The organism is Romboutsia sp. D33t1_170424_H2, assembly GCF_015669105.1.
Taxonomy (GTDB): domain Bacteria; phylum Bacillota; class Clostridia; order Peptostreptococcales; family Peptostreptococcaceae; genus Romboutsia_C; species Romboutsia_C hominis.
Window position 1 is genome coordinate 191,984 of record NZ_JADOZQ010000005.1, and the last position, 25,161, is coordinate 217,144.

Sequence of the window (25,161 nt, forward strand, 5' to 3'; positions counted from 1 at the left end):
AAGTATAATAATTTTCTTAAATGCAAAAAGTTATCTCTTACGAGATAACTTTTTATATATAGAAAAATTATTATTTTCTTAATCCTAACTTAGCTATTAACGCTCTGTATCCTTCTAAGTCTCTGTCTTTTAAGTAAGCTAATAAGTTTCTTCTTCTACCAACCATCTTTAAAAGACCTCTTCTTGAGTGGTGATCTTTTTTGTGGATTTTTAAGTGGTCGTTTAATTCGTTTATTCTAGCTGTTAATAAAGCTATTTGTACTTCTGGAGAACCAGTATCTCCTTCACTTCTTCCGAATTCTTTTATTATTTCTAATTTGTTCATTTGAATACCTCCATAATATTTAAAAATCGCCTATTACTAAGCACGAATTGGAGTAATTCTATGCCGAGTAATGGTTTACTCCAACTATTTTACCATACATTCACTAATATTGCAAACATAGTTTTCTCTTACATAGTTGGTATCTTTTTTCAATTGTTGTTTTAGTTCTTCTAAGGATGAAAACTTACGCTCATCTCTAATTCTTTCTAAAAACTCAACTTTTATAATCTTGCCATATATATCTTCATTAAAATCTAATATATTAGTTTCTATTGATAGCTTATCCCCATTTACAGTAGGATTAAAGCCTATATTTGTTGCGCCATAGTAAGTATTACCATCAATATATACTTTTGTTGCATATATACCATTTTTAGGTATTATCATATTTTTATCGCCTTGAATATTAGCTGTTGGAAAACCTATAGTTCTTCCAAGTTTTTTAGCGTGTATAACTTCTCCTTTTATTTCATAGTTATGTCCTAAATATTTTTTTACTTTAGATACTTGTCCATCTTTTATAAGATTTCTTATATAAGTACTGCTAACTCTTATATTATCTATTTTTATAGGATTTAATATATCTAGTTCAAAGTTATACTCACTACATAGTTCTTTTAATAAATTTACATTTCCTTCTTTATTTTTTGCAAATGTAAAATCATATCCAACTATTATTTTCTTAACGCCTAACTTATCTATTAAGATGTCTTTTACAAACTCTCTTGGAGATATTTTAGTCATATATTCATCAAAAGGTATACTTATTATTAAATCTATACCCATATCTTTTATTCTTTGTTCTTTTTCTTTATTACTTATAATATTTTTTATTGAGTTTTTTATAAAATAATTTGCTGGATGGTTGTCAAAGGTAAATACTACACTTTTTATATTGTTTTTAAATCCATATTCTACTGCCTTTTTTACTAAGACTTGATGACCTTTATGAAGACCATCAAAGTTACCAATTGTAACTACACTTTTATTTATGTTTTGTATTTTATCTATAGATTTTATAATATCCATAATGAGTCCCCACTGAATTATAGTATTTTTTTAGTTTTATACTATAAATAGTTTATCACTCTTTACACTTATTTCGCTACCTTTTTTAATTAATTTACCACTACCTAAAAATTCACCTTCACAGTAAACTCTTACAATTTCATCATTTTTATTGAAATCTTTTTGTGTAAATCTTCTTTCATCTATTATTCCACCATTTACATAATACTTTCTTGCATTAGGGTGTATAGATAGACTGTTAAAATTTGATAATACGTAGTCTATGTCATATAAATGTTCTTCTAAAGTGTTATTTTCCTTGTATTCTTGTAATTGTTCTAAAGTTATAGCATTTTCTAGATTAAATTTACCTGAAGATGTTCTAAGTAAGAAAGACATATGGCCTCCACAACCTAAAACTTTTCCTATATCATAGCATATACTTCTAACATAAGTTCCTTTTGAACACATTACATAAAACATTATCTTATTATCATTTATGCTAAGTATTTCTAATTTTTTAATATTTACTGGTCTAGTCTTTAGCTTTATTTCATTTGCTCTTCCGCTTCTAACTAAATCACACATTCTTTTTCCATTTACCTTAAGTGCAGAATACATTGGAGGTAACTGGTCTATATGTCCTCTTTGAGTTTCAAAAGCTTTTTCTATTTCTTCTTTAGTGTAGCTAAAGTTATCAACTCTATCTATTATCTCTCCTGAAGAATCGTAAGTGTCTGTTGTTATACCAAGAGTTAATTCACAAATATAGCTCTTATCTTTATTTAGTATAAGTTCACTTACTTTAGTTGCTTTTCCTATACATATAGGTAATACCCCTGCCGCATCTGGGTCAAGGGTACCTGTATGTCCAACTTTCTTTATATTTAAGGTTCTTCTTACTACACTAACAACATCATGAGATGTCATTCCTGTAGGTTTTATTATGTTTACTATTTTGTTCATGTCTTTATCACCTTAGATTGTTTTTAATACAGCTTCTAATACCTGTTTTTTTGCATTTTCAACACTATCATATATAGTGCATCCTGCTGCCTTTACGTGCCCTCCACCATTAAAGCTTTGTGCTATAAGGCTTACATCTACATAATTTTTAGATCTTAAGCTTACTTTTACTTCATTTTCTTTTTTCTCTTTAAGAAGTATTCCAACTTCTACTCCTTCTATATCTCTAGTATAAGATGTTATTCCATCTACATCATTAAAGCTTATTATGTTATTTTTTAACATTTCTTTTGTTATACATATAATAGCGACTTTTTCATTAACTATATCTAACGTATTTAGAGCTTCTCCTAATAACTTGTAATAGTTGTATGGATTACTTTGAAATACCTTTTGGATTATCATATCTCTTTTAGCACCTTTTATAAGTAGTTCTTTTGCCATTTCAAAACTACTTGGATGAGTGTTTGAATATGAGAAGTTTCCAGTATCTGTTGCAAGGCCTGTATATAAGGCTGTTGCTATTTTTTCATCTATTAAGTCTATGTTTTTAGTTTCACTATATCTTACTAATAAATTGTATACTAACTCACAAGTAGATGATGCATTTATATCTATGTAATTAAAATCTCCATAATTATCATTACTTGCGTGATGATCTATACATATAACTTTATTAGCATTATTTATTATTTCTTCTTCTAAACATATTCTTTTTTTATCTCCGCAATCAAGGGCTATTAATGAATAGTTGCTTTCATTAAATTCATTAGATTTAAGTATGTTTATATCTTCAACTAAAAATTCTAAATTTCTAGGTGCATTATCATCTAAAACATAGTAAACGTTTTTACCTAGCTTTTTTAAGCTATAATACATTCCTAGAGTTGAACCTATATTATCACCATCAGGACTAATGTGAGAAGTGACAACAAAATTGTCACTTCCATTTATATAATCTATTATATTGTCTAGATTACTCTTCATCAAACATTTCCTCGTCTATTTCATTTGCAGTTTTTCCTTCATTGACTTTTTTAATTAATGTATCCATATACATTCCATTTTTTATAGAATCGTCAACTTTGAATATTATTTGAGGAGTATGTCTTAATTTAACATTTCTACTTACTTCTCTTCTAATGTAGTTTACTGCACTTCTTAGTCCTGTTAATGTAGATTCTTCATCTCCGCCTAGTATACTTATATATACGTATGCATAACTTAAGTCACTTGTAACTTCAACATCAGTTACACTTACCATAGAGTTTATTCTAGGATCTTTTATTCCACTTATAAGCATTGTACTTATAACTTTTTTTATTTCTTCTGCTATTCTTTTTGTTCTGCTATATGATGCCATAAATATCGACCTCTTTTACTTCTATTTTAGAATAGCACATTAGAAATTATATTTGCAGTAAATATAATTTCTTTAATGTGCTTTGATTTTATCTATTAATTTATTAGCCATAATTATTTACAACATATTACATAGTTTTAAACCTTAAAAGTTTTTGTAATATATTATTATATGACTTAAAATATCTTTTTGTTATTATTGTCTATTTATCTAAAACTTATTATAAACTTTTTCTTTCTACTTCTTTAGTTATATAAGCTTCTATTATATCTCCGATTTTTACATCGTTGTAGTTAACAAAGCTTAATCCACATTCGTATCCGTGGTTAACTTCTTTAACATCATCTTTGAATCTCTTAAGAGCTGCTAATTGTCCATCATGGATTACTATACCATCTCTTACTATTCTTACCTTAGAACCTCTAAATATCTTACCACTTGTTACATAACATCCAGCTATTGTTCCAACACCTGATAATTTGAATGTTTCTCTAACTTCAGCTTTACCAGTATCTTCATCTTTAAGTTCTGGATCAAGCATTCCAAGCATTGCAGCTTGAACATCTTCTATAGCTTTGTATATTATTGTGTAACATCTTATATCAACAGATTCTTTTTTAGCTATAGTTTCAGCAGTAGCTCCAGGTCTTACGTTAAATCCTATTATTATAGCATTAGATGCAGCTGCAAGCATAACATCTGACTCAGTTACAGCACCAACACCACCATGTATAACTCTAACTGCTACTTCTTCAGTAGATAATTTTTCAAGTGATTGCTTAACAGCTTGAACTGAACCTTGAACGTCAGCCTTAACAACTATGTTTAATTCTTTAACGTCAGCATCGTTCATATGGCTGAAGAAATCATCAAGAGACATTCTTTGGTTAGATTTTAACATTTCTTCTCTAGCCATTTGAGCTCTCTTTTCAGCTACACTTCTTGCTATCTTTTCAGTAGCTACAGCAACAAATTGATCTCCACCTTGTGGAACTTCTGATAAACCTAATATTTCTACAGCAGTAGATGGTCCAGCAGTTTTAACTCTTTTTCCTTTAGAGTTTATCATTGCTCTTACTTTACCACTTGCAGTACCACATACTATTGGATCTCCAACTTTAAGTGTTCCACCTTGAACAAGTACAGTAGCAACTGGTCCTCTTCCCTTATCAAGTTCTGCTTCTACAACAGTACCAACAGCTCTTTTATCAGGGTTAGCTTTGAATTCTTCAACTTCTGCAACTAATAATATCATTTCAAGTAAAGTGTCTATTCCTTCACCTTTAAGCGCTGAAACTGGAACTGCTATAACGTCTCCACCCCAGTCTTCAACTAATAATCCTTGGTCAGCTAATTCTTGCTTAACTCTATCAGGGTTAGCTGCTGGTTTATCTATTTTGTTTATAGCTACTATTAATGGTACTTCAGCAGCTTTAGCATGGTTTATAGCTTCAACAGTTTGAGGCATTATACCATCATCTGCTGCAACAACTAATATTGCTATGTCAGTTACTTGTGCTCCTCTAGCTCTCATTGCTGTGAAGGCTTCATGTCCTGGAGTATCTAAAAATACTATCTTTTGTCCATTTACCATTACTTCAGAAGCACCTATATGTTGAGTTATTCCACCTGCTTCTCTTGAAGTTACGTTTGTTGATCTTATTGCATCAAGTAAAGATGTTTTACCGTGGTCAACGTGTCCCATAACTGTAACAACTGGAGGTCTAGGCTTTAAGTCTTCTTCTTTATCTTCTTCTATTTCCATTAAAGCATCTATTGCTTCAACTTCTTCTTCATCTGCTCCTCCAACTACTAATTCAAATCCGTAGTCCTTAGCAACAAGTGAAGCTATTTCGAAGTTTAATTCTTGGTTTATTGTAGCCATAGTTCCCATTTTCATAAGCTTCATTATTATTTCTGAAGCTGACTTATCAAGGGCATTAGCTAACTCTTGAACAGTTAATTTTCCTTCTATTTTTAATATATTTCCTTTAGCCGCTGCTATTTCTTCTTTTAATATGTCTATAACTAACTCTAATTCATCTTCTGCTATTTCAGAATTTTCGTTTTCTACATCTATATCTAATTCTTTTAACTTTTGTATCATTTCTTCATTTGATACTTTCAATTCTTCTGCGATTTGGTATACTCTTGTTGACACAAGACCACCCCCTATTATATTTTTTGTGTTTCCATCAACTCACTGATTTTATCAGCAAAGTTTTTGTCCTTTATACCTATGACTGCTCTAGGAGCTTTTCCTATAGCTAGCCCTAGCTGTAACTTTGTTGAGAAGTATACATACGGTATACTTCTATATGATGATTTATCTTTATATAATTTTTTAGTATTATCAGATGCGTCATCTGCTACTATAACTAGATTTACCTTCCCTTTTTTAAGGTCAGCTAAAGTAGATTCTCCAGACACTATCTTCCCTGCTCTTGTGGCAAGGCCTAAAAATGAATATATTTTTGCTTCACTAGTCTTCATAACTTTCTAGCTCCTTAAGTAGATTGTCATATACATCAGATGGAACTTCCATTTTGAATGCTCTATTTAAAGCTTTACTTTTTATAGCTTTTTTTAGACATTCTACATCCTTACATATATATGCACCTCTACCGTTTGCCTTTCCTGTTGGGTCTAAAAATATTTGACCTTCCTTAGTCTTAACTATTCTTATTAGCCCTTTTTTTGCATCTCTTTCTTGACATGCTATACATTTTCTTTGAGGAACCTTTTTTTGTTTTTGCAAAGAGTACCCCTCCTTTATTACTCAGCGTCTGTGTTAGTTTCTTGAGGCTCTAACCCTGCTTGAGATTCGCTTTTTATATCTATTTTCCAGTTAGTAAGCTTAGCTGCAAGTCTAGCATTTTGTCCTTCTTTACCTATTGCAAGTGATAATTGGTAATCAGGTACTACTACTAAAGCAGATTTTTCTTCTTCATTTATATCAACCTTAACAACCTTTGATGGGCTAAGTGCTGCACATATAAATTCAGCTGGATCATCACTGTATTTTATTATATCTATCTTTTCGTCACCTAATTCATCAACTATGTTTTTAACTCTTGAACCTTTAGGTCCTACACAAGCTCCAATTGGATCTATCTTTTCATCTATTGACTTAACTGCCATCTTAGTTCTTGAACCAGCTTCTCTTGATATAGATTTAACTTGAACTATACCTTCAAATATTTCTGGAACTTCAAACTCGAATAATCTCTTAACTAATCCTGGATGGCTTCTTGATACTACTATTTGAGGTCCTTTATTAGTTTTCTTCACCTCTAATATGTATACCTTTATTTTTTGACCAGCTCTGTATGTTTCACCAGGTATTTGGTCTTGTGGAGTCATTATTGCTTCTATTCTTCCAAGATTAACATGAACTATGTTTTTGTTTACTCTAGCTACTTCTCCTGTAACTATTTCATTTTCTTTATCCATAAATTCATTGTATACTATTTCTCTTTCTGCTTCTCTTATTCTTTGAACAACTACTTGCTTAGCAGTTTGAGCAGCTATTCTTCCAAAGTCCATAGGAGTTACTTCATTTTCTATTATATCTCCTAATTCGTAGTTTGGACTTATTTCTCTAGCGTCTGCTAATTCTATTTCTAAGAATGTATCGTATAAATCTGATTCATCAACTACTACTCTTTGAGAGAATACTTTAACGTCTCCTCTTTCTCTATCAAACTCAACTCTTACGTTTTGAGCAGAACCAAAGTTTTTCTTGTATGCTGTTAAAAGAGCTTGTTCTATAGTGTCTATAAGTATTTCTTTATCTATTCCTCTGTCTTTTTCTAACTCATCTAATGCTTCTATAAATTCGTGGTTCATTTTATTTTTACCCTAAGCTATCTTATTAAAACTTTATTGCAAGTCTTACAAGAGCTACTTCCTTTCTATTAAATTCAACTTCTTCATCATTTATTATAACTTTTATAGTATTTTCTTCTGTTAATCCAACTAATGTACCTTCAAATTGCTTTGATCCATTTAGTGGTTTGTATAATTTTATCTCAACGTCTCTTCCAGCGTATCTTACAAAGTCTTTATCTTTTTTAAGCGGTCTATCAAGTCCTGGTGAAGATACTTCTAAGAAGTAGTTATCTTTTATAGGATCTTTAACGTCTAAAACTTCGCTTAATTGTCTACTTACAGCTTCACAATCATTTAATGATATTCCGCCTTCTTTATCTAAGAATACTCTTAAGTAATACTCTCCAGCTTCTTTTACATATTCTACATCTACTATTTCAAAATTAAGTGGTTCAGTTATTTCTGATACTAATTCTTCTATAGTAGCTTCTATACTCTTTTTCATATTTTTCCCTCCTATTCAGTTGTCAGTTTATTTAAAACAAAAGAGTGAGAACTTCTGGTCTCACTCTTAGTGTTTGCAAAATGTATTATTTTATATACTATAATAACATATATAAGGTTTAATTGCAAATTTTTTGAAATTACTATGTTTCTAAGCCATTTTATTTATATTTAGCCTTTGATATTATATGAGTCATTGTTCCCATTGGACAATAAACACACCAAGAACGAGGCTTATATAAAATCATTGTAATTACACCTAGTAGTGTAGATGTAATCATCATACTATAAAATCCAAAAGCAAATTGTGCTACCCAGGGGCTTACCATACTTATATTAGCTACTTTCCATGGCATTTTGAATGTCCAAAGTATTGTTATAACTTCTTTTAGGCTATTAGTTTGGTTAAATACTAAGTATGTCATAAACAACATATTTATAAACATTGTCATAAAAAATATTAAAAATCCATATCTAAACCACTTACTTTTTAGAAACTTAGGAATATCATTGTATTTTGATAGTTTCATTTTATTTCCCATTAAATTTAATAGTTGACCTCTCCCACAGTAAGTATTGCAGTATGCTTTGCCTTTTCCTAATATTGCCATAACTAAAGGTATTGTAAAGCATAGTAATCCTAGCCATGCAAATAATATATTAAATAACCCTAGGAATAAATATAGAGCACTTAATATCCACATATACTCTTTCCAAGTTTTCTTTTTCATTATATACATTCCTCCATGCTTTTTATTTCTATAACAGATGCGGGACATGCTTTAGCACATTTTCCACATCCTACACATTTATCTAGGTTAACTTTTGCAAATACACCTTGTTCTATTTCTATAAGTTTTAGCGGACATTCTTTTATGCAAGTTCCACAGGCTACACAGTAATTTTTGTCTATAATTGCTTTTTTTCTTATTTTCATAATTATTCCCTCCTATATTTCTTATAGAAGTATTATATTAATTTTTAATTTTTAGTTCTGTGACTTTGTCACATTCAAATAATTTATTTGTAAAATAAAAAATGACCTATAATAGGTCATTAAAGAAATTATACAGAAAAAGGTTGTTTCAGCTATGTTAGCCAACTTTATGATAAATATCAAATAAAAATAACTCTATCATAGTTATTTCAATATATACTAAGATAGAGTTATTAATTTTACACTAATCAATATTACATTATAAATAATAATTCTTCATTTTATATATAAATTTTTCATCATTAGAATAAATATCAACGCCTCTATCATCATATAAAAAGAATACATTTTTAGTTTTATTGTCTATAATATATACTGCACCATCTAAAACTGTATCTTCACCTATATCAGAAAAAATTATTTTCCTAAAGAGTGATTTACTATCTATTTTGTTAGTAACCCAGATATATCGTGTTGCCTTAAATTTTTCACCTTCATCGTTCCATTCAAAAGAATAAACAAAACAAGTTGGTGAATTTAAGCAATTTTCTATAAACTCCTTTTCTCCTTTATGATAAGTATTATATTTATCTTCAAATAAAACAATCAAATCATTTGAAAAATTACACTTATCCCATATATTTTGTGCTGATTTAGCACACAAATCCACATATTCTGGCCTAAAATTTAATTCTTCATTTTCACTGTAAGCCATCTCGTAATATGGTGATTCATTTGCTGCCAAATCAAACGAAATACAAATTTTAGTTTTATTAAGTTGTTTATTAGTTAGGCTATTTACATATAAATCCACTAAATCCCCTCCTTTTTATCAAAATTCATATTCATATAGAATTATCATAATTATTATTTCATTGTATATATATTTATTTTGTCGTATAAATCACTAGGCACTATGTACCATACACTAGTCTCTCCTATATCTCTTCTGGCCAATCCTTTATCTTTGCTACATAAACCTAGTCTATTTCCATCATTGTCTTTTATAAATAAGTCTGGCTCTAAATCTACATCACTTTCTCCATTCCATCTAGTTATATGTATAGAATTAAGTTCTTCCATTAATTTGTGTTTTTCATATATATCATATATGTCATCTATTAATACACGTTTATTATTATTTATATTTTCTATAGTTATTTCTACATCTTCATAATTTTCTTCGTTAGAAAATATTTCATAGTTTGTTAGGTAGTATTTGTAGTCTATGTTACTCCATGAGCCTTCACTTACTTTTTCCATAGGAATGTACATAATACCACTAGCCTTAATTATATCACTATTAGGATATAGTTTATCAGTTGAATAATTAGATGAATTAACTATATATGCTTTTTTATTTTCTATATAACTTAAATCATTTTCATATTTTATAGTATAAATATCTGCTTTATCATATTTTTTTAATTCTATATTATCTATGATTTCTAATAGTTCTTCAGTTGTCGTGTTAAATTCATGCTCTACAATCTGACCTTTGTTGCTTATTTTGCTTTGTTTTACAGAATAATCACCATTATATATTCCTATACTTACAAGTTTGTTATTTACTTTATCCTCTATATACATATCTAGTAATTTTATTTTTTTATTATTGTCATATTTTACTTCAAAATTTATTATATCCGTTTCCCATGATAATCCTAATTCATTTCTTATTGTTTTGTAGTCTTCTTTTAATGTATCCATAGATATATTTTTTATATCAAATTTTATATCTCTATAGTCTGCAAAATCATATATAATATTACTTAATATGGTTAAATATAAAATTGAAACTCCTAGGATTGTCGCTTTCTTTTTTATAATATTATTTGGTCTTTCTTTATTTTTTAGTAAAAACCAATATAATAAAAATCCTGCTGGTATTATTATTGAATACCAATCATATGTAAATCCTACTCTTAAAAGCCCAAGTAAAAAAAATCCTACTAATTTTAAGGCTAGATATTTTTCATTTTCTTCTTTTTTATAGTATATATATATTAAATATGATACTATAGCTCCCCCAAATATTAAATCTACCATACCACTTTCTTCTGCAAACTCTATAAACCTGTATATATACTCCACATAACCCCTCCATAATTTTTATTATATTTATAATATATTAATTTTAATTATATATGGTAAAAATTTGATTACAAAATAATTTCTAATTTATATGAAAGAATTATACCCTACGTCGTTTTTTCTTATCCCCACCTTTTTAGCTTTAGTTTGTTTATTTCCAGTATAGCAAACCTTTTCAATTTACAAAGGTTTATAGTTTTCTATTTAAATTTATACTTCATTGAAACTATTATCTATATCTATATAAAAATTAGTGATAGTTAACTTTATATATGGTCCTAATCATTTTTAAATATAATACTGATTATTCCCGCTAAAATTAATAACCCTACACCTATAAAAGTATATGGTTTCTTTTTTTCTCCAGGTGGTTGATTTTTATCTGCACTCTCAAAGATATTTCCAACATATTCTAAAAAATCAGTAATAAAATTAATCATATAAACATCCTCCTTGACGACTGTCTAGCATAGACTTCTACACTTAACCTCTTAAGTTTTACTTTACTTAATTCCCCCAACACTTCTCCCTCTAAGGTACACTTGCTTTTTATTTGATATTGATTGATTCACAATATATTAATTATGAGCTTGATTATATTATGCATTTTATTGAATTACTTCGCAATTAAAAATAGTTTCACTATTTCACTATATATACGTCTTATTACTTTAAGTTGATTCAATAATTCTATTTCTAAATTTATTATATCCGTTTCCCATAATAAGCCTAGTTCATTTTTATTGTTTCATAGTCTTCTTTTTTGCAGTATATATGTATTAAATATCCTATTATAATTCCTCCAAATATTAAAGTTGTCATGCCACTTTCTTCTACAAACTCTATAAACCTGTATATATACTCCATATAACCCCTCCATAATCTTTGTAGTATTTATAATATATTAATTTTAACTATATATGGTAAAAATTTGATTACAAAGTACTATATAATTTATTTACCTAAGTTATACCCTACGTCGTTTTTTCTTACCCCATCATTTATTACTAGAAATACAATTAAAAATAGATTTATTGAACTAACTTAAAATAAGGAATTTTACTTCAAATTAATGAAACTATTTTGCAATTGGAAAATAATTCAATATTATGTACAATATAATCAAAGTTCACAATTTCTATATAATGTGAACTATAACATTAAGTTATTTAGGGAGGGGTATGCATGAAAAAAATAGCAACAATACTATTATTAATAATGATGTCAATAATGCTTGTTACTGGTTGCTCCAGCTCAAAAAATCCAAGCGGCTTATATCTAAGTAATTGTCCTGACAATATGAATGGAATGGGGAAAAAATACTTTGTAAACAATTTGAAAAAAGGAAATTATGAAGTTGAGTTTACTGCTAAGGAATATGAATATGGTATTTTAAAAAAAGAACATAAATTATATGAATCATCTATAGAACATAATGGCAAAAATAATATCTTAAAAATAGGAGTCATAGATGGGAATGAAATAGGTTCTTATTATCTTAAATCAATAATTAACGATACTGAATCTACAGGTTATAATTTGGATTTTTTAAAAGAAGGTTATAATACAGGAATAGCTCTATCTATCTTAAATAAAAACAAATCTTTTGATTTAGACAACGAAGTTGCCATAGCTTTATATAGTATCGGCGGAGAAAATAGGAACACTAGTAGTTTAAATATTGATGAAGAATTTGAGATAAGCAATAATAATCTAAAAGATTTAGTAGTATATATAAAATTACATAAAACTAGCTAATAAAAAAATAGCTGGATATATTTATATTACTAAATATCCAGCTATTTTCATGCTTATTTTATAACACAATTGTCTAATAGATCCTAAATTTATTAAATACTATCTTTACATATTTTCACTATACTTGAAAGTCAAACCTTTATCTGTAGATATAAAATTGATTACTTTATCACTATCTCTAAGTTTTACAGGAAGCATTATAATATCATTTTCAAATTTAAGATTAAGAGGAGTTGCATAGTCACCTATATACTCATCAGGAAGTTTTATATCAAGCTTTTCCCAAGTACTACCTGAATCCTCCGTTCTATATACAGTTGGATTGTTATCACTTTCATACCTAAATCCAACAAAACCTATATTCTCATCTAAAAATCCTACTCCTGTAATTATTCTTGGATAAACTTCATTTGTATTTCCAATTTCCTTATAAGTTTTACCACCATCATTAGTTATGTATATGTAACTATATTGCTTACCCATAGCAACATCAGTAGTTATGACACAATATCCTATGTCTTGACTACTAAATCCTATAAATAAATCTCCATCTTGGTAAGCACCCTCTAACTTTATTTCATTCCAAGTTTTCCCCTTATCATCTGTAACAATAATTAATATATCCGAGTTAAAATTAGATATAAAGGCTGTTTTTTTATGACTTATATAGTAAGTGTTTTCTTTTAATTTATTATTATCAAAATCAAAAATCGACATCAAATACTCATTAGGTATTGGTACACTCACCCAATTTTTCTTTTTATCATAGCTTAATTGCAGACCATTTGAAGTCATTTGATAATATATTCCTAATATTTTTTTAGTTTCATTTATATCTATTTCTTCTTTTATTTCACTTAATTTCTCTTTTTGTTTTTGTTTATTTGAGTAATTAACCACTTTTAAACCATTGCTATCTACCATATTGCCTTCATCAATCAAGGTGTAATTTCCATTATTATCTTTTTTGATTCTCATTTTATAATGTGATGACGTAAAATCTTTTTCATCATTTACATCTACCTCTACATCAAAGTAAACCATTGCCATAAACTCATTTTTATCTCCTGCTACTATTACGGTTTCTTTGTTTGTGTAAACTGCTTTCATCCCTTTTTCTTCGTATGAGGCTTCACCTTTTTTTATATATTCATTAAAAAAATTATTTGTAACATCTATTAAGCTATCCATTTCTTGCTTTTTATATATTGTATAGCCTACCCTAAATAAACACGCTATAATGATTATTGATATTATAATTACTATAAGTTTTATACTCTTTTTCATATTCCACCTACCTTAAATATTCACTTTTTTGTTTTATCATATTGATAAATTGATTTTTTACCTCTTTACTTTCAAAGGAATTTAAAGGTAGTATTATTATAGGATTTATCTTTTGTATACAAATAACTAATACATTCTCCTCTTCATAAATATTGTCAATAGCTTTTATATTGTATTCACAATATGATTTTTCACCTTTGTGTATAATAGTATCATTCTTTACTTCTATCAATTTAGGACCCATTGCACTATTTCTTGTTTCTATTAGCTTATCAATTGACTTTTGTATGTTTTTCTTAGACATTATGTTCAGAAGTATTGTTGTTATTATAGTTGTTGCTGATAGAATTGATATTACAGCTACGTATAATGTAATTTCTATATTGTAAAAGCTAGACATTTCATTGATAAAGTAAAAAGTAATTCCCATTAGTATTAGCATAGTTGATGCAAGTGTGAATACATCTTTTCTTAAAGCATACTTTCTACTTTTTTCGTACCCCTTAATATAATCTTCACGATTATTTGTATATTTTATTTCCACCATATTCCCCCTATTTTTATTAATTATTATAAAAAATTATAGTTGTTAAATATATCCCTTTTTTATATCCCTAAATAATTATTTTATTTTAATATCTTTAAATTTATTATTATATTCATAATATATTAATTTTAATTATATATGGTAAAGATTTGATTACAAAATAATTTAGTTAAATATTTTATCCCCCCGTCGTTTTTTCTTACCCCCACTTTTTAGCTTTAGTTTGTTTATCTTCAATAAAAAAACCTTGTAATTTACAAGAGTTTATAGTTTTCTATTTATTTTTCTAAGCACCGTTAATACTTACTTCATATTTTTTATCCATAACTTTATAGGACTTTTTCATAAGTTTAATTCCAATAAACAAGGTAATTAATTCTGCAAAAGGTAAACTCATCCATATACCATTTATTCCAAATATATTAGGCAATGTAAATATCCCTATAATTATAAATATTAAACCTCTACATGAAGCTACTATTACTGATTCTTTAGCATATCCTATAGCTGTAAAGTATCCAGAATTAACTATATTAAATCCATTTACAAAAAATGCAAATGCATATATTTTTGCTCCTACAGATGCTATATTTAATATTTCTTCATTTCCATTTACAAATATATTAACTAAATTTCTTCCAAAGAAGAACAATGAAGTAAATATTATTATTCCTATGGTTATTATAACTTTATCAGATAATTTCATTATAGCTTTTACTCTATCAAATTTCTTACTTCCATAATTGTAGCTAACTATAGGTCCTATACCATCAGATATACCAAACATTGAAAGTACACCAAATTGAGCTACATAATTTATAGCAGTAAAAGCTGCTACACCGCTCTCTCCTGCTATGTTCATAAATGCCATATTAAATAAATATGCACTAGTGGCTGTAGCTATTGAATTTATTCCTTCTGATGAACCATTATAAATTACTGGAAATATTACAGACTTATCAAACTTTCCAACAAATACGTTTATTATGTTTTTCTTATTTAATGCAGGCCATACTACAACTAAAAATGCTAAAGAGTATGCTAACCCTGTAGCAGTTGCAGCTCCTACGATTCCAAGCTTTAGCTTATATATTAATGTATAGTTTAATGTTATATTTGCAAATAAACTTAATATAGAACCATAAAAGTAAAGTTGAGGTTTTTCCATTATTCTTCCCGAAAAACCAAATAAAAACATTAAAGACATTGGTATTGTAAATACTGAAAGTATCTTAATATATAAAGAAACATCTTTTAATAATATATCACTAGCACCTAATACATATGCTATTTGTGAGTTCATTGTAAATCCAAATACTGTTATACCAAATCCAAAAACTAATATAAATATCATAGCTGTCTTAAATATATTTTGTGTCTTAGCTACATTACCATCTCCTAAACTAAGCCCCATATAACTTTGTGATCCTATACTCATTATCATGGATAAAGCTATTATAACTTGCATAAATGGTGCTGCTATATTTACACTAGCCATTGCGTTTGGTCCTAGTACATTTCCTACAAATATTCCATCTACAACTGCCTGCATGCCTGTAATTACCATAGCTATTATAGCTGGTATAGAATATTTTATAAATAATCTAGGTATTTTTTCACTACCTAATATATTCTCTTGCATATTATCCCCCTCCTAATCTATCAATCTTTATATTTGTTAATACAAGATAAACTATATATGAATTACTTTCTTTGTATAATAATAAAGTCTTGACTAACTCCATAGTCAAGACTTTATCTAATATTTTCTATATAAATTTTTACGAAGTATATGTTTTTTTTACTCTTTTTTAATAGTGTAAATAAACATTCTATAAATACATTTATATTTTTTTCTATATTTTTATCTTTATAAATTTCCTTTATACATTCTTCTATAAACTTTTCTATGTTAGATGCAGTATCTTTTCTAGTTAATAAAATATAATTTCCCTTATATTTAATTTTTTCGTATTTTGCATCATTACTAATAACTTCATTATCTAGTTCAAATCCAATTATATTTTCATTAAAAAGTATATTCTCATTATTAATATTATCTATTTTTAATATTAGATTTTTTTTATTTAAAAATTTTCCAAAGTGGTTATAATCATTTTGATTAAAATATATAATATCCTTTTCTATATATACATTTTCAAATTTTTCTTTTTCCTTATTAGAAAAGTTTTTCATTTGAGTTGTTACATCTATAGAGTGTTGTACTTCATCCTTTAATTTTGTCAAATACTCTATTTTTTCTTCTAACAACTTTTTATGATTTTTAAATAATTCTATGTAACTACTTTCATCTTCCTTTTTTATAATATCTTTTATGTCTTTTATTGGTATTTCTAGTTGCTTTGCTACTAATATTATCTCAAGTAATTCTATTTCTCTTATTGTGTAATATCTGTATCCATTATCTTTTTTTAAACTTGGCTTTAATAGATCTATTTTATCGTAATATCTTAGTGTGTCATGACTTATGTTATACATTTTAGCCACTTGTCCTATAGTAAATATCAAAATAATCTCCTCCAAAACTTTCCTTTATTATTAATTTATTTTATCACACATCTAACTATATTATTTTAATATAGTTTTTTACTTTATATAAAATAAAAAGGCTGATTTTAGTCAGCCTTTTTATTTTTAAATTGATACTTTATTAAAATTATTATCTAAATCTATATAAAAGTTGGTAATAGTTAATTGTATATATGGCCCTAACCATAAATATCCTATACCTAAAGTAAGAATACATAAAAGTGCCCATCCTATAAAACTTAGGTTTATAACAAATAGGTTCCATTTATTACCTTTCATCATTTTTATACTAAGTCTTATTGAATCAATTAAACCAAGTTCTTCTTTATCAACAAAGATATATGGTGTCATAGCTAAAGCTAATTCAAGTATAACAATAGGTATAGATAATACTACTCCAACTATTAATGCTCCTACTATCATACCAGTAGATACACTTTTACTAAAAACTATCATAGATGATGTGGCAAAAACTATTATAATACCTAATACAATTCCTATAACAAACATTAAAGCAAATAATCCTAATGATTTTAATATTGATTTTTTAGATACTAATAAGTCATCAAACTTAGCTTTTCCATCAGTTTCGCTAAATCTTAAAAAGAAATTAGCAAATCCTACAGAAAACCATATTGCTAATCCAATTAAAAATATTGTACTAATTAAGTATATACCCATTGAACTTGAAAATTCAGACATAAAAGAAAGAGCCATGGTTGCTATGGTATATACTAACATGACTAATACTGGGGTTTTCCAATTGCCTTTAAGTTGACTCTTAGAAAGTTGTTTTAATTCTACTCTAGTCAAAATCTCATCCCTCCTTAAACTTTTACTTTCAATATATATATATTCAAATGTATGACCAATAGTTCTAAGATTTGCTAGTCTAAATTTTAAAAAATATAATAAAAAATGACCTATAAATAGGTCATTTTAATTTCATGTACAATTTTAAGTATATTACAAATACGTTTAGATATATCATTAACTAAATTAAATATGTTCGCGAAAAAATATGTTTCACTAAACATATAAAATAGAATAATATATTAACATTAATTATCCTAAATAGACTTGTTCTCTTTATTTTTTAGTAATTTATTAACCTTATATGCTTTATAAAAACAACCTATTGCCAATAAAATATTAATATTCGGAATCATTATATCAATTTTGATAATAGTAACTAATAAAATACCCATCAAAATACATATATTTCTCTTTATAGTTAAATTCATAAATTATCCCCCTTAATGAAACTAAATACATACTTTAAATCAGATAACTATTGTTAATCTAATTATAACAGTACTTGTAATTTTTATAAATGTCCACTAAAACAGATGTTTTTTAACATATTATATAAACTAACTGTGTAAAAATTTATTTATATGTTTTTACTAATATTTAATTACAATAAAAAAAGACACATAATGTGTCTTTTTCCGAACATATATATATATTATAATATAGTTACATTCTCCGCTTGAGGACCTCTAGCACCTTTAACTATATTAAAGTTTACTTTTTGACCTTCTTCTAATGATTTAAACCCATCAGTTTGTATAGCTGTAAAATGTACGAATACATCATCTCCACCTTCTACTGATATGAAACCAAATCCTTTTTCATTGTTAAACCATTTTACTATTCCATTTATCATTAAAAAATACTCCTGTGAACCTATTTCTAGGTCTCTCTTAATTTATTTGTGTATCGATTTTGTATCGCTACAAGTATTATTATAGCACATGCTATTAATAATAGATAGCTTTTTATTTTATTTTCTTTTAAATGCTTTCTATTTAACTTAAATTAACCTTGTTTAAATGTACTATTTTAAACGATTTGCAAGAATTTTTCATCATAATTATCAATATAAATTTATAAAAATTACAATAAAAAAGGAGCTTAAATTAAGCTCCTTTTACTTTTAATCTATATGTTTAGCGTTATATTCTTTATCTAGTTCTTTATAGAAGTTAGCCATAGTTAAAGTAAAGTATGGTGATAACCATAAAAATCCTATTCCTAAAGTTAATATACTTAATATAGCCCATCCTATAAAGCTTAGCCATATAACGAATAATCTCCATTTATGACCTTTCATCATTTTTATACTAAGAGATATTGATTTAAATACTCCTACTTCTTCTTTATCTGCAAGTATAAATGGTACCATAGAAATTGCTAATTGAATTACTATTGATATTAACCATAATATAATACCTACAATTACCATTGGTGCCATAACTTCAAATAAATCATTTGCGCTTAATAAAGTTATTGTAAATCCACCTACAAAACTAAACATTAATACAATATATACTATTATTAATATTATACCTACTAATACAGAAAATCCTAAAGATTTAAAGAAAGTTTTATTTGATACTGATAAATCACTAAAATCAACGCTTTCATCTTCTATAAGGTTTAGAGATAATTTCGGATATGCTACAAAGAACCATGATTCTATAACTAAAGCAAGTATTATTCCAATTAATGATACAAATAAAGACTCGCTATTATCTAGATATGATACTAAAAACATTACTATTGAATAAGCTAACATAGCTAATACTGGTACATTCCAATTACCCTTTAGTTGACTTTTAGAAAGTTCTTTTAACTCTTTCCTATTCATAAAAATTCCTCCAATGATTGTTACTTAATGTCTATGAGTTTAATATACCCTATTATTTTTTATCTAAAACATTTATTGTTAAAAAATGGATTATTTAAATTTGTACTTTTTTTAAACTATAAATTATAAATAGTTTTTAAATAAAAAAGCTTAGGTTATACCTAAGCTTTAATGTATTTTATTACTATTTTTTTTAAAATAAAGATAATTGGTTTTCGTCACTCATATTATTAAGTGAACCGTGACTAGTTAATGTTTCTATAACGGTCTTAGAAATCTTAGTTCTCTTTCTTAAGTCTTCTTTAGAAATAAATTCTCCATTTTCTCTTTCTTTTTGTATATTTATTGCTGCATTTTCCCCAACCCCTTGTAGGGCTATCATTGGAGGAAGTAGCATCTTTTCTCCTGCAACTTGGAATTTACTTGCATCTGATTTATATATATCAACTGGAAGTATTTTTATACCTCTTGCATACATTTCAAGTGCAACTTCAAGTACTGTAAGCATATTTTTTTCTTTAGTTGTTGCGTCATTTCCTAAACTTTCTATTTCATTTATTCTAGCTTTAATTGCAGGTAGTCCCTTAACTATTAAATCAGCATCAAAGTCTTCTGCCTTTGTTGTAAAGTAAGTTGCATAGAAAGCTTCTGGGTAATGAACCTTACAGTATGCTAGTCTAAATGACATCATAACATATGCTACGGCATGTGCTTTAGGGAACATGTACTTTATTTGTTTACATGACCATATATACCATTCTGGTACGTTGTTAGCTTCCATTAACTCAACATGTTCAGGCTTTAGCCCTCTACCTTTTCTAACATTTTCCATTATGGTGAATGCCATCTTTGGTGGAAGTCCTTTAAATATAAGGTAGTTCATTATATCGTCACGTGTTGATATAACATCTTTAAGACCAACTATTTCCTTTTGAACAAGTTCTTGTGCATTGTTTAGCCAAACGTCAGTACCATGAGATAATCCTGATATACGTACTAGTTCTGCAAATGTTGTTGGTTTTGTATCAAGTAGCATTTGTCTAACAAACTTTGTACCAAACTCAGGTATAGCAAGTGAACCTATAGGACAGTTAATTTCCTCTGGTGTTACTCCTAGTGCATCTGTTGAAGTAAATAGTGACATTGTTTCTTTGTCATCTAAAGGTATTTCTGTTGCATCTATTCCTGTTATATCTTCTAACATTCTTATTATGGTCGGAACGTCGTGCCCAAGTATATCTAGCTTTAGTATTCTACCACTTATAGAGTGGTAGTCAAAGTGTGTTGTTATTACTCCACAGCTTGTATCATTAGCAGGGTATTGTATTGGGGTAAAATCATATACATCCTTGTAATGAGGTACAACCATAACTCCACCTGGATGCTGTCCTGATGTTCTTTTTACTCCTGTACATCCATTTGATAATCTTACTACCTCTGCTGTTGGTACTTGTATATTATTCTCTTCTACATATTTTCTAGCGTATCCAAATGCTGTTTTTTCAGCTACTGTACCTATTGTTCCTGCTCTATAAACATATCCTTCACCAAATAGTTCTTCTGTGTATTTGTGTATTACTGGCTGGTATTCTCCAGAGAAGTTAAGGTCTATATCTGGCTCTTTATCTCCTTCAAATCCAAGGAAAACTTCAAATGGTATATCATGACCATCTTTTTTAAGCTTTCTTCCACACTTTGGACAATCCTTATCTGGTAAGTCTACTCCAGAACCCCATTCACCTATTTCATAGAAATATGAATATTTACAATCTTCATTTTCACATATATAATGTGCTGGAAGTGGATTAACCTCTGTTATATCACTCATTGTTGCTGCTACTGATGAACCAACCGAACCTCTTGAACCAACTAAGTATCCATCTCTTAGTGACTTTGTAACTAGCTTTTGGGCGATAATATACATTACGGCATATCCATTTTTTATTATAGAGTTTAGCTCTCTATCAAGTCTATTTTGAACAACTTCTGGAAGAGGATCTCCATATATTCTTTTAGCTTTGTTGTAGCACATTTCTCTAAGTTCTACATCTGAACCTTCTATTTCTGGAGGATATGTTCCATCTGGTATTGGTAGTATATCTTCTACCATATCAGCTATTTTATTAGTGTTAGTAACTACAACTTCATAGGCTAGCTCTTCTCCTAAGTAGCTAAATTCTCTTAGCATTTCATCTGTTGTTCTAAAGTGAAGATAAGTTTCTTCTTCATCTACTTTAAATCCTTGAGAGTATTTAAGTATTTTTCTAAGAACAGCTTCATGTTCATCTAAGAAGTGAACATCTCCTGTAGCTACTGGTATTTTTCCAAATTTATGGGCTACCTCTACCATTTTTCTATTTAAATCTCTTAGTTCTTCTTCATCTTCTACTTCACCTTTATGAATCATAAATTTATTATTATCTATTGGCATTACTTCTATATAGTCATATAAATCTATAATTTTAGCCATTTCTTCATCATCAACATTTTTCTTTACTGCTTGATATACCTGTCCATTTTCACAAGCAGAACCTATTATAAGTCCTTCTCTATGTTCTTGTAAGAAGCTTTTTAGTATTCTTGGTGCTCTGTAAAAATGATTAACATGGGCATCTGATACTATTTTGTATAGGTTTTTAAGTCCTGTGTAGTCTTTTGCAAGTAAAGTTATATGATTAGTTCCTAGTTTTGTATAATCAACTTTACCTAAAACTTCATTTACTTCTTTTAATGTGTTTGCACCTTTTTTTACTAACATATCTAAAAACTTTTGAAATATTAAAGCCGTAGCTCTTGCATCATCTACAGCTCTATGGTGATTTAAAAGTGGAACACCTAGTGCTTTTGCTACTACATTTAATCTATGTCTTTTTAAATCTGGAAGTAATATTCTAGCTAGTGTAAGTGTATCTATACTTTTATTATTAAATTCTATATTTTGTTGTCTACATTTTTCTCTTATAAATCCAATATCAAACTCTGCATTGTGAGCAACTAATACACTATCTCCTATAAATTCCATAAACTTAGGCAATATTTCTTCTATGGTTGGTTTATCTTTTACCATATCATTAGTTATACCTGTTAGTTCTTGAATTTTATATGATATATCTTTTTGTGGGTTTATAAGTTCACTAAAATTATCTACTATTTCAAAGTTTTCTATTTTAACTGCACCTATTTCAGTTATTTTATCGTTAGTATTAGAAAACCCTGTTGTTTCTATATCAAATACTACAAAGCTTTGTGATAGCTCTTTGTCATTAGCATCTTCTATTATATCTTTTGAATCTTCTACTAAATATCCTTCAACACCATATAATACTTTTATATTATTAGCCTTAGCTGCACCCATAGCCTCTGGGAAAGCTTGAACCACTCCATGGTCAGTTATTGCGATTGCCTTATGTCCCCATTTTGCTGCTCTTTCTATAAGCTTTTTAGTAGAACAAAGTGCATCCATTGATGACATTTGAGTGTGTGCATGAAGTTCAACTCTTTTATTTTCTGATAAATCTTTTTTCTCTTCTTTTTCTTCTTTTCTTATACCACTTATAGTCATTGTAAGTTCTCTTTGGTAAGTGTCATACATAACATCACCTTTTATTTTTACATGTGAACCTTTTTTAACATTATCAATAACTTTATCTTTATTAGTGTCATTTAAGAATAATTTACAGCTTACAGAACTTGTATAGTCTGTAATAGATGCTATAAATAATATTTTACCATTTCTAAGTTCTTTAATTTCTATATCAAATATATCACCAACTACTGCTACTGTACCTGACTCTTGGTTAAGAGATTCGATTTTTTCTACCATAGCATGTACATTTTCACCATATATTAGATGTTCATCAAATTCAGGTCTTATAACATAAGCCTCTTCTTCATCTTCTTTAGGTTCATTAGTTGCTTGTATTTCTAAATCTTTAATCTTATCTTCTATTATTTTATCGCTTTTTCTTAATATTCTTTCAATATTTACATCTTCATCTATAGCCCTTTCCATGACTATATTAATATCTATTCCTAACTCTTCACTTAATACACTTTTTAATACATATACTACATTTTGTTTTATAAGTCTTTCATAAAATATTCCTTTTGGAATTTTTATTTTTAGTAAATCATCTATACACATATACTCAACTTGCCTATACCATCCTGCTATAGATGGGCAAAGTCTTTTTAAAATATATAATATATTTACCCAGTACATTTTTATAATGTCTTTATTAGCTTTTCTATCAAGCCCTGTATATCTTATTTTTATTTTTATATCTTTAAAGTAGTCTAGCTTATTGTGCAAGTCTTCCTTTAACATATCGAGTACTTCATAGGATATTATAGATTTTGAGTTTAAATAAAAATATACTATTTTGTCTTCTTTAAAATAAGTTACTTTGTTTATATAAACTTCTTTTAGTTGTTTTTTTAATATATTATTATTTATTTCTAGTTTATCTAAGTATTCACTAACAGTTTCCATAGCATCCTCCCTTCAAAACTTAGTAATATATTATATCACAGTTTTTAAGTTTTAGAGTTATCTATATTTATACCCATATATACTATTTTAATTTGGATTAGCTACAAATTGCACCTATTTTAATATTATATTAAAAGACTATATAATTAGGCGGTGTTAATATGGCTACCTTTAACGAAAATAATTATAGAAAAATAACAACTTATTATAAAACATTAGGCGAAAAAAAATTATTTAAATCTTCTTTAAATAGTCTAAATCTAAACAAAAGAGTATTTTTATTTTATTTTAAATATAAAAATATTCCTATATGTGCTTTACCTAGATTAAGATCAATACTTGCTTCTAGACATAGCTTTTTATCTTTTTGCTATAATTTTTTTAACTTTGTAAACTCAAATGGTGTTTGTGTTGAAATTAGCGAAGATTCTATATCTCTAATTGCTAAGTTTGTTGTATCTCACGAGGTTGGTCATATTGTAGATAAAAATATATATAAATCTAAGGAACAATACAGCGCTATAATATATTCAATAATAGATAAAATAATAGAATACGACATAGATGTTAGTAATAACAATATCCATAAAGAAAATATTCCTGATGATTTAGAAAAAAACCTTATTGCTTTAAAGAAAAATCTAATTGATAGAGAAGTTACAGCTTGGAATAATGCTAAATCTATGGTAAACATTAAAAATAGCCATGAAGAGTTTATATTTAACAAGGTAAAAGAGTATGCACTTGCTACTTATAACTTTGGAAATCTTAAAAGTGTTGTAAGAGAGCATAATATAGATACTATTTTACGATATACAAAAAAAGTTGCATAGCTTTACATACTCT

27 protein-coding genes are annotated in these 25,161 nt (G+C 27.5%); 2 read left to right on the forward strand and 25 right to left on the reverse strand.

Going from position 1 to position 25,161, the window contains the following annotated elements:
- Positions 1-70 precede the first annotated feature (70 nt).
- The 16 genes from rpsO to I4U66_RS08335 all read right to left on the reverse strand — a co-directional run bounded on the left by rpsO (position 71) and on the right by I4U66_RS08335 (position 11,895).
- Positions 71-325: a 30S ribosomal protein S15 gene (gene rpsO / locus I4U66_RS08260; RefSeq protein ID WP_092924772.1), complete on the reverse strand. Its 255-nt coding sequence runs from the start codon at positions 323-325 to the stop codon at positions 71-73.
- 84 nt (positions 326-409) lie between these two features.
- Positions 410-1,354, reverse strand: coding sequence for a bifunctional riboflavin kinase/FAD synthetase (locus I4U66_RS08265; RefSeq protein ID WP_195928719.1), 945 nt, complete (start codon positions 1,352-1,354; stop codon positions 410-412).
- Positions 1,355-1,390: 36 nt separating this feature from the next.
- Positions 1,391-2,299, reverse strand: coding sequence for a tRNA pseudouridine(55) synthase TruB (gene truB / locus I4U66_RS08270; RefSeq protein ID WP_195928721.1), 909 nt, complete (start codon positions 2,297-2,299; stop codon positions 1,391-1,393).
- A 12-nt stretch (positions 2,300-2,311) separates the two neighbouring features.
- Positions 2,312-3,286 carry a DHH family phosphoesterase gene (locus I4U66_RS08275; RefSeq protein ID WP_195928723.1) on the reverse strand — a complete coding sequence of 325 codons (975 nt, stop codon included), beginning with the start codon at positions 3,284-3,286 and terminating at the stop codon, positions 2,312-2,314.
- Positions 3,276-3,662 (reverse strand): 30S ribosome-binding factor RbfA, encoded by a 387-nt coding sequence (gene rbfA, locus I4U66_RS08280; RefSeq protein WP_092924764.1) that lies wholly within the window; start codon positions 3,660-3,662, stop codon positions 3,276-3,278. Before rbfA ends, I4U66_RS08275 begins: the two co-directional genes overlap by 11 nt.
- A 220-nt stretch (positions 3,663-3,882) precedes the next feature.
- The gene (gene infB, locus I4U66_RS08285) at positions 3,883-5,823 is read right to left on the reverse strand and encodes a translation initiation factor IF-2 (RefSeq protein WP_195237369.1); all 1,941 of its coding nucleotides are present in this window, start codon (positions 5,821-5,823) and stop codon (positions 3,883-3,885) included.
- 14 nt (positions 5,824-5,837) lie between these two features.
- Positions 5,838-6,155, reverse strand: coding sequence for a L7Ae/L30e/S12e/Gadd45 family ribosomal protein (locus tag I4U66_RS08290; protein ID WP_195928725.1), 318 nt, complete (start codon positions 6,153-6,155; stop codon positions 5,838-5,840).
- Complete coding sequence (gene rnpM, locus I4U66_RS08295) at positions 6,145-6,420, reverse strand: RNase P modulator RnpM (protein WP_092924758.1); 276 nt, start codon at positions 6,418-6,420, stop codon at positions 6,145-6,147. Before rnpM ends, I4U66_RS08290 begins: the two co-directional genes overlap by 11 nt.
- Before the next feature lie 17 nt (positions 6,421-6,437).
- Positions 6,438-7,511 carry a transcription termination factor NusA gene (gene nusA / locus I4U66_RS08300; protein WP_166505776.1) on the reverse strand — a complete coding sequence of 358 codons (1,074 nt, stop codon included), beginning with the start codon at positions 7,509-7,511 and terminating at the stop codon, positions 6,438-6,440.
- Between the two features lie 25 nt (positions 7,512-7,536).
- Positions 7,537-7,998, reverse strand: coding sequence for a ribosome maturation factor RimP (gene rimP / locus I4U66_RS08305; protein ID WP_092924754.1), 462 nt, complete (start codon positions 7,996-7,998; stop codon positions 7,537-7,539).
- Between the two features lie 160 nt (positions 7,999-8,158).
- Positions 8,159-8,728, reverse strand: a complete 570-nt coding sequence (locus I4U66_RS08310) for a 4Fe-4S binding protein (protein ID WP_092924752.1) — start codon at positions 8,726-8,728, stop codon at positions 8,159-8,161.
- Positions 8,728-8,934: a 4Fe-4S dicluster domain-containing protein gene (locus tag I4U66_RS08315; RefSeq protein WP_195928727.1), complete on the reverse strand. Its 207-nt coding sequence runs from the start codon at positions 8,932-8,934 to the stop codon at positions 8,728-8,730. Before I4U66_RS08315 ends, I4U66_RS08310 begins: the two co-directional genes overlap by 1 nt.
- Before the next feature lie 259 nt (positions 8,935-9,193).
- Entirely contained in the window at positions 9,194-9,748 is a 555-nt protein-coding gene (locus tag I4U66_RS08320) for a DUF3885 domain-containing protein (RefSeq protein WP_195928729.1), read from the reverse strand.
- A 53-nt stretch (positions 9,749-9,801) separates the two neighbouring features.
- Positions 9,802-11,028 carry a hypothetical protein gene (locus tag I4U66_RS08325; RefSeq protein WP_195928730.1) on the reverse strand — a complete coding sequence of 409 codons (1,227 nt, stop codon included), beginning with the start codon at positions 11,026-11,028 and terminating at the stop codon, positions 9,802-9,804.
- Positions 11,029-11,306: 278 nt separating this feature from the next.
- The gene (locus I4U66_RS08330; RefSeq protein WP_176698656.1) at positions 11,307-11,468 is read right to left on the reverse strand and encodes a hypothetical protein; all 162 of its coding nucleotides are present in this window, start codon (positions 11,466-11,468) and stop codon (positions 11,307-11,309) included.
- 289 nt (positions 11,469-11,757) lie between these two features.
- Positions 11,758-11,895, reverse strand: coding sequence for a hypothetical protein (locus I4U66_RS08335; protein ID WP_176698655.1), 138 nt, complete (start codon positions 11,893-11,895; stop codon positions 11,758-11,760).
- A 318-nt stretch (positions 11,896-12,213) separates the two neighbouring features.
- Between I4U66_RS08335 and I4U66_RS08340 the strand changes: the two genes are divergently transcribed.
- Positions 12,214-12,786 carry a hypothetical protein gene (locus I4U66_RS08340; protein WP_092924744.1) on the forward strand — a complete coding sequence of 191 codons (573 nt, stop codon included), beginning with the start codon at positions 12,214-12,216 and terminating at the stop codon, positions 12,784-12,786.
- 105 nt (positions 12,787-12,891) lie between these two features.
- Here the strand turns inward: I4U66_RS08340 and I4U66_RS08345 are convergent, their stop codons facing one another.
- The 9 genes from I4U66_RS08345 to I4U66_RS08385 form a co-directional block, all read right to left on the reverse strand.
- On the reverse strand, positions 12,892-14,073 hold the full coding sequence (locus I4U66_RS08345) for a WD40/YVTN/BNR-like repeat-containing protein (protein ID WP_092924742.1): 1,182 nt from the start codon (positions 14,071-14,073) through the stop codon (positions 12,892-12,894).
- A gap of 7 nt (positions 14,074-14,080) precedes the next feature.
- Entirely contained in the window at positions 14,081-14,617 is a 537-nt protein-coding gene (locus tag I4U66_RS08350) for a hypothetical protein (RefSeq protein WP_092924739.1), read from the reverse strand.
- A gap of 289 nt (positions 14,618-14,906) precedes the next feature.
- On the reverse strand, positions 14,907-16,262 hold the full coding sequence (locus tag I4U66_RS08355) for an MATE family efflux transporter (protein WP_195928732.1): 1,356 nt from the start codon (positions 16,260-16,262) through the stop codon (positions 14,907-14,909).
- Between the two features lie 113 nt (positions 16,263-16,375).
- Entirely contained in the window at positions 16,376-17,149 is a 774-nt protein-coding gene (locus I4U66_RS08360) for a MerR family transcriptional regulator (RefSeq protein WP_166505781.1), read from the reverse strand.
- A gap of 126 nt (positions 17,150-17,275) precedes the next feature.
- Positions 17,276-17,983: a DUF975 family protein gene (locus I4U66_RS08365; protein WP_176698654.1), complete on the reverse strand. Its 708-nt coding sequence runs from the start codon at positions 17,981-17,983 to the stop codon at positions 17,276-17,278.
- Between the two features lie 257 nt (positions 17,984-18,240).
- Complete coding sequence (locus tag I4U66_RS08370) at positions 18,241-18,414, reverse strand: hypothetical protein (protein ID WP_166505783.1); 174 nt, start codon at positions 18,412-18,414, stop codon at positions 18,241-18,243.
- Positions 18,415-18,638: 224 nt separating this feature from the next.
- On the reverse strand, positions 18,639-18,839 hold the full coding sequence (locus I4U66_RS08375; protein ID WP_092924729.1) for a cold-shock protein: 201 nt from the start codon (positions 18,837-18,839) through the stop codon (positions 18,639-18,641).
- Positions 18,840-19,109: 270 nt separating this feature from the next.
- Complete coding sequence (locus I4U66_RS08380; RefSeq protein ID WP_092924727.1) at positions 19,110-19,823, reverse strand: DUF975 family protein; 714 nt, start codon at positions 19,821-19,823, stop codon at positions 19,110-19,112.
- 193 nt (positions 19,824-20,016) lie between these two features.
- Entirely contained in the window at positions 20,017-24,315 is a 4,299-nt protein-coding gene (locus I4U66_RS08385; protein WP_092924725.1) for a PolC-type DNA polymerase III, read from the reverse strand.
- A 161-nt stretch (positions 24,316-24,476) separates the two neighbouring features.
- Here I4U66_RS08385 and I4U66_RS08390 point away from each other — a divergent pair, with 161 nt between their 5' ends.
- Positions 24,477-25,148, forward strand: a complete 672-nt coding sequence (locus I4U66_RS08390; RefSeq protein WP_195928734.1) for a hypothetical protein — start codon at positions 24,477-24,479, stop codon at positions 25,146-25,148.
- Positions 25,149-25,161: the final 13 nt, after the last annotated feature.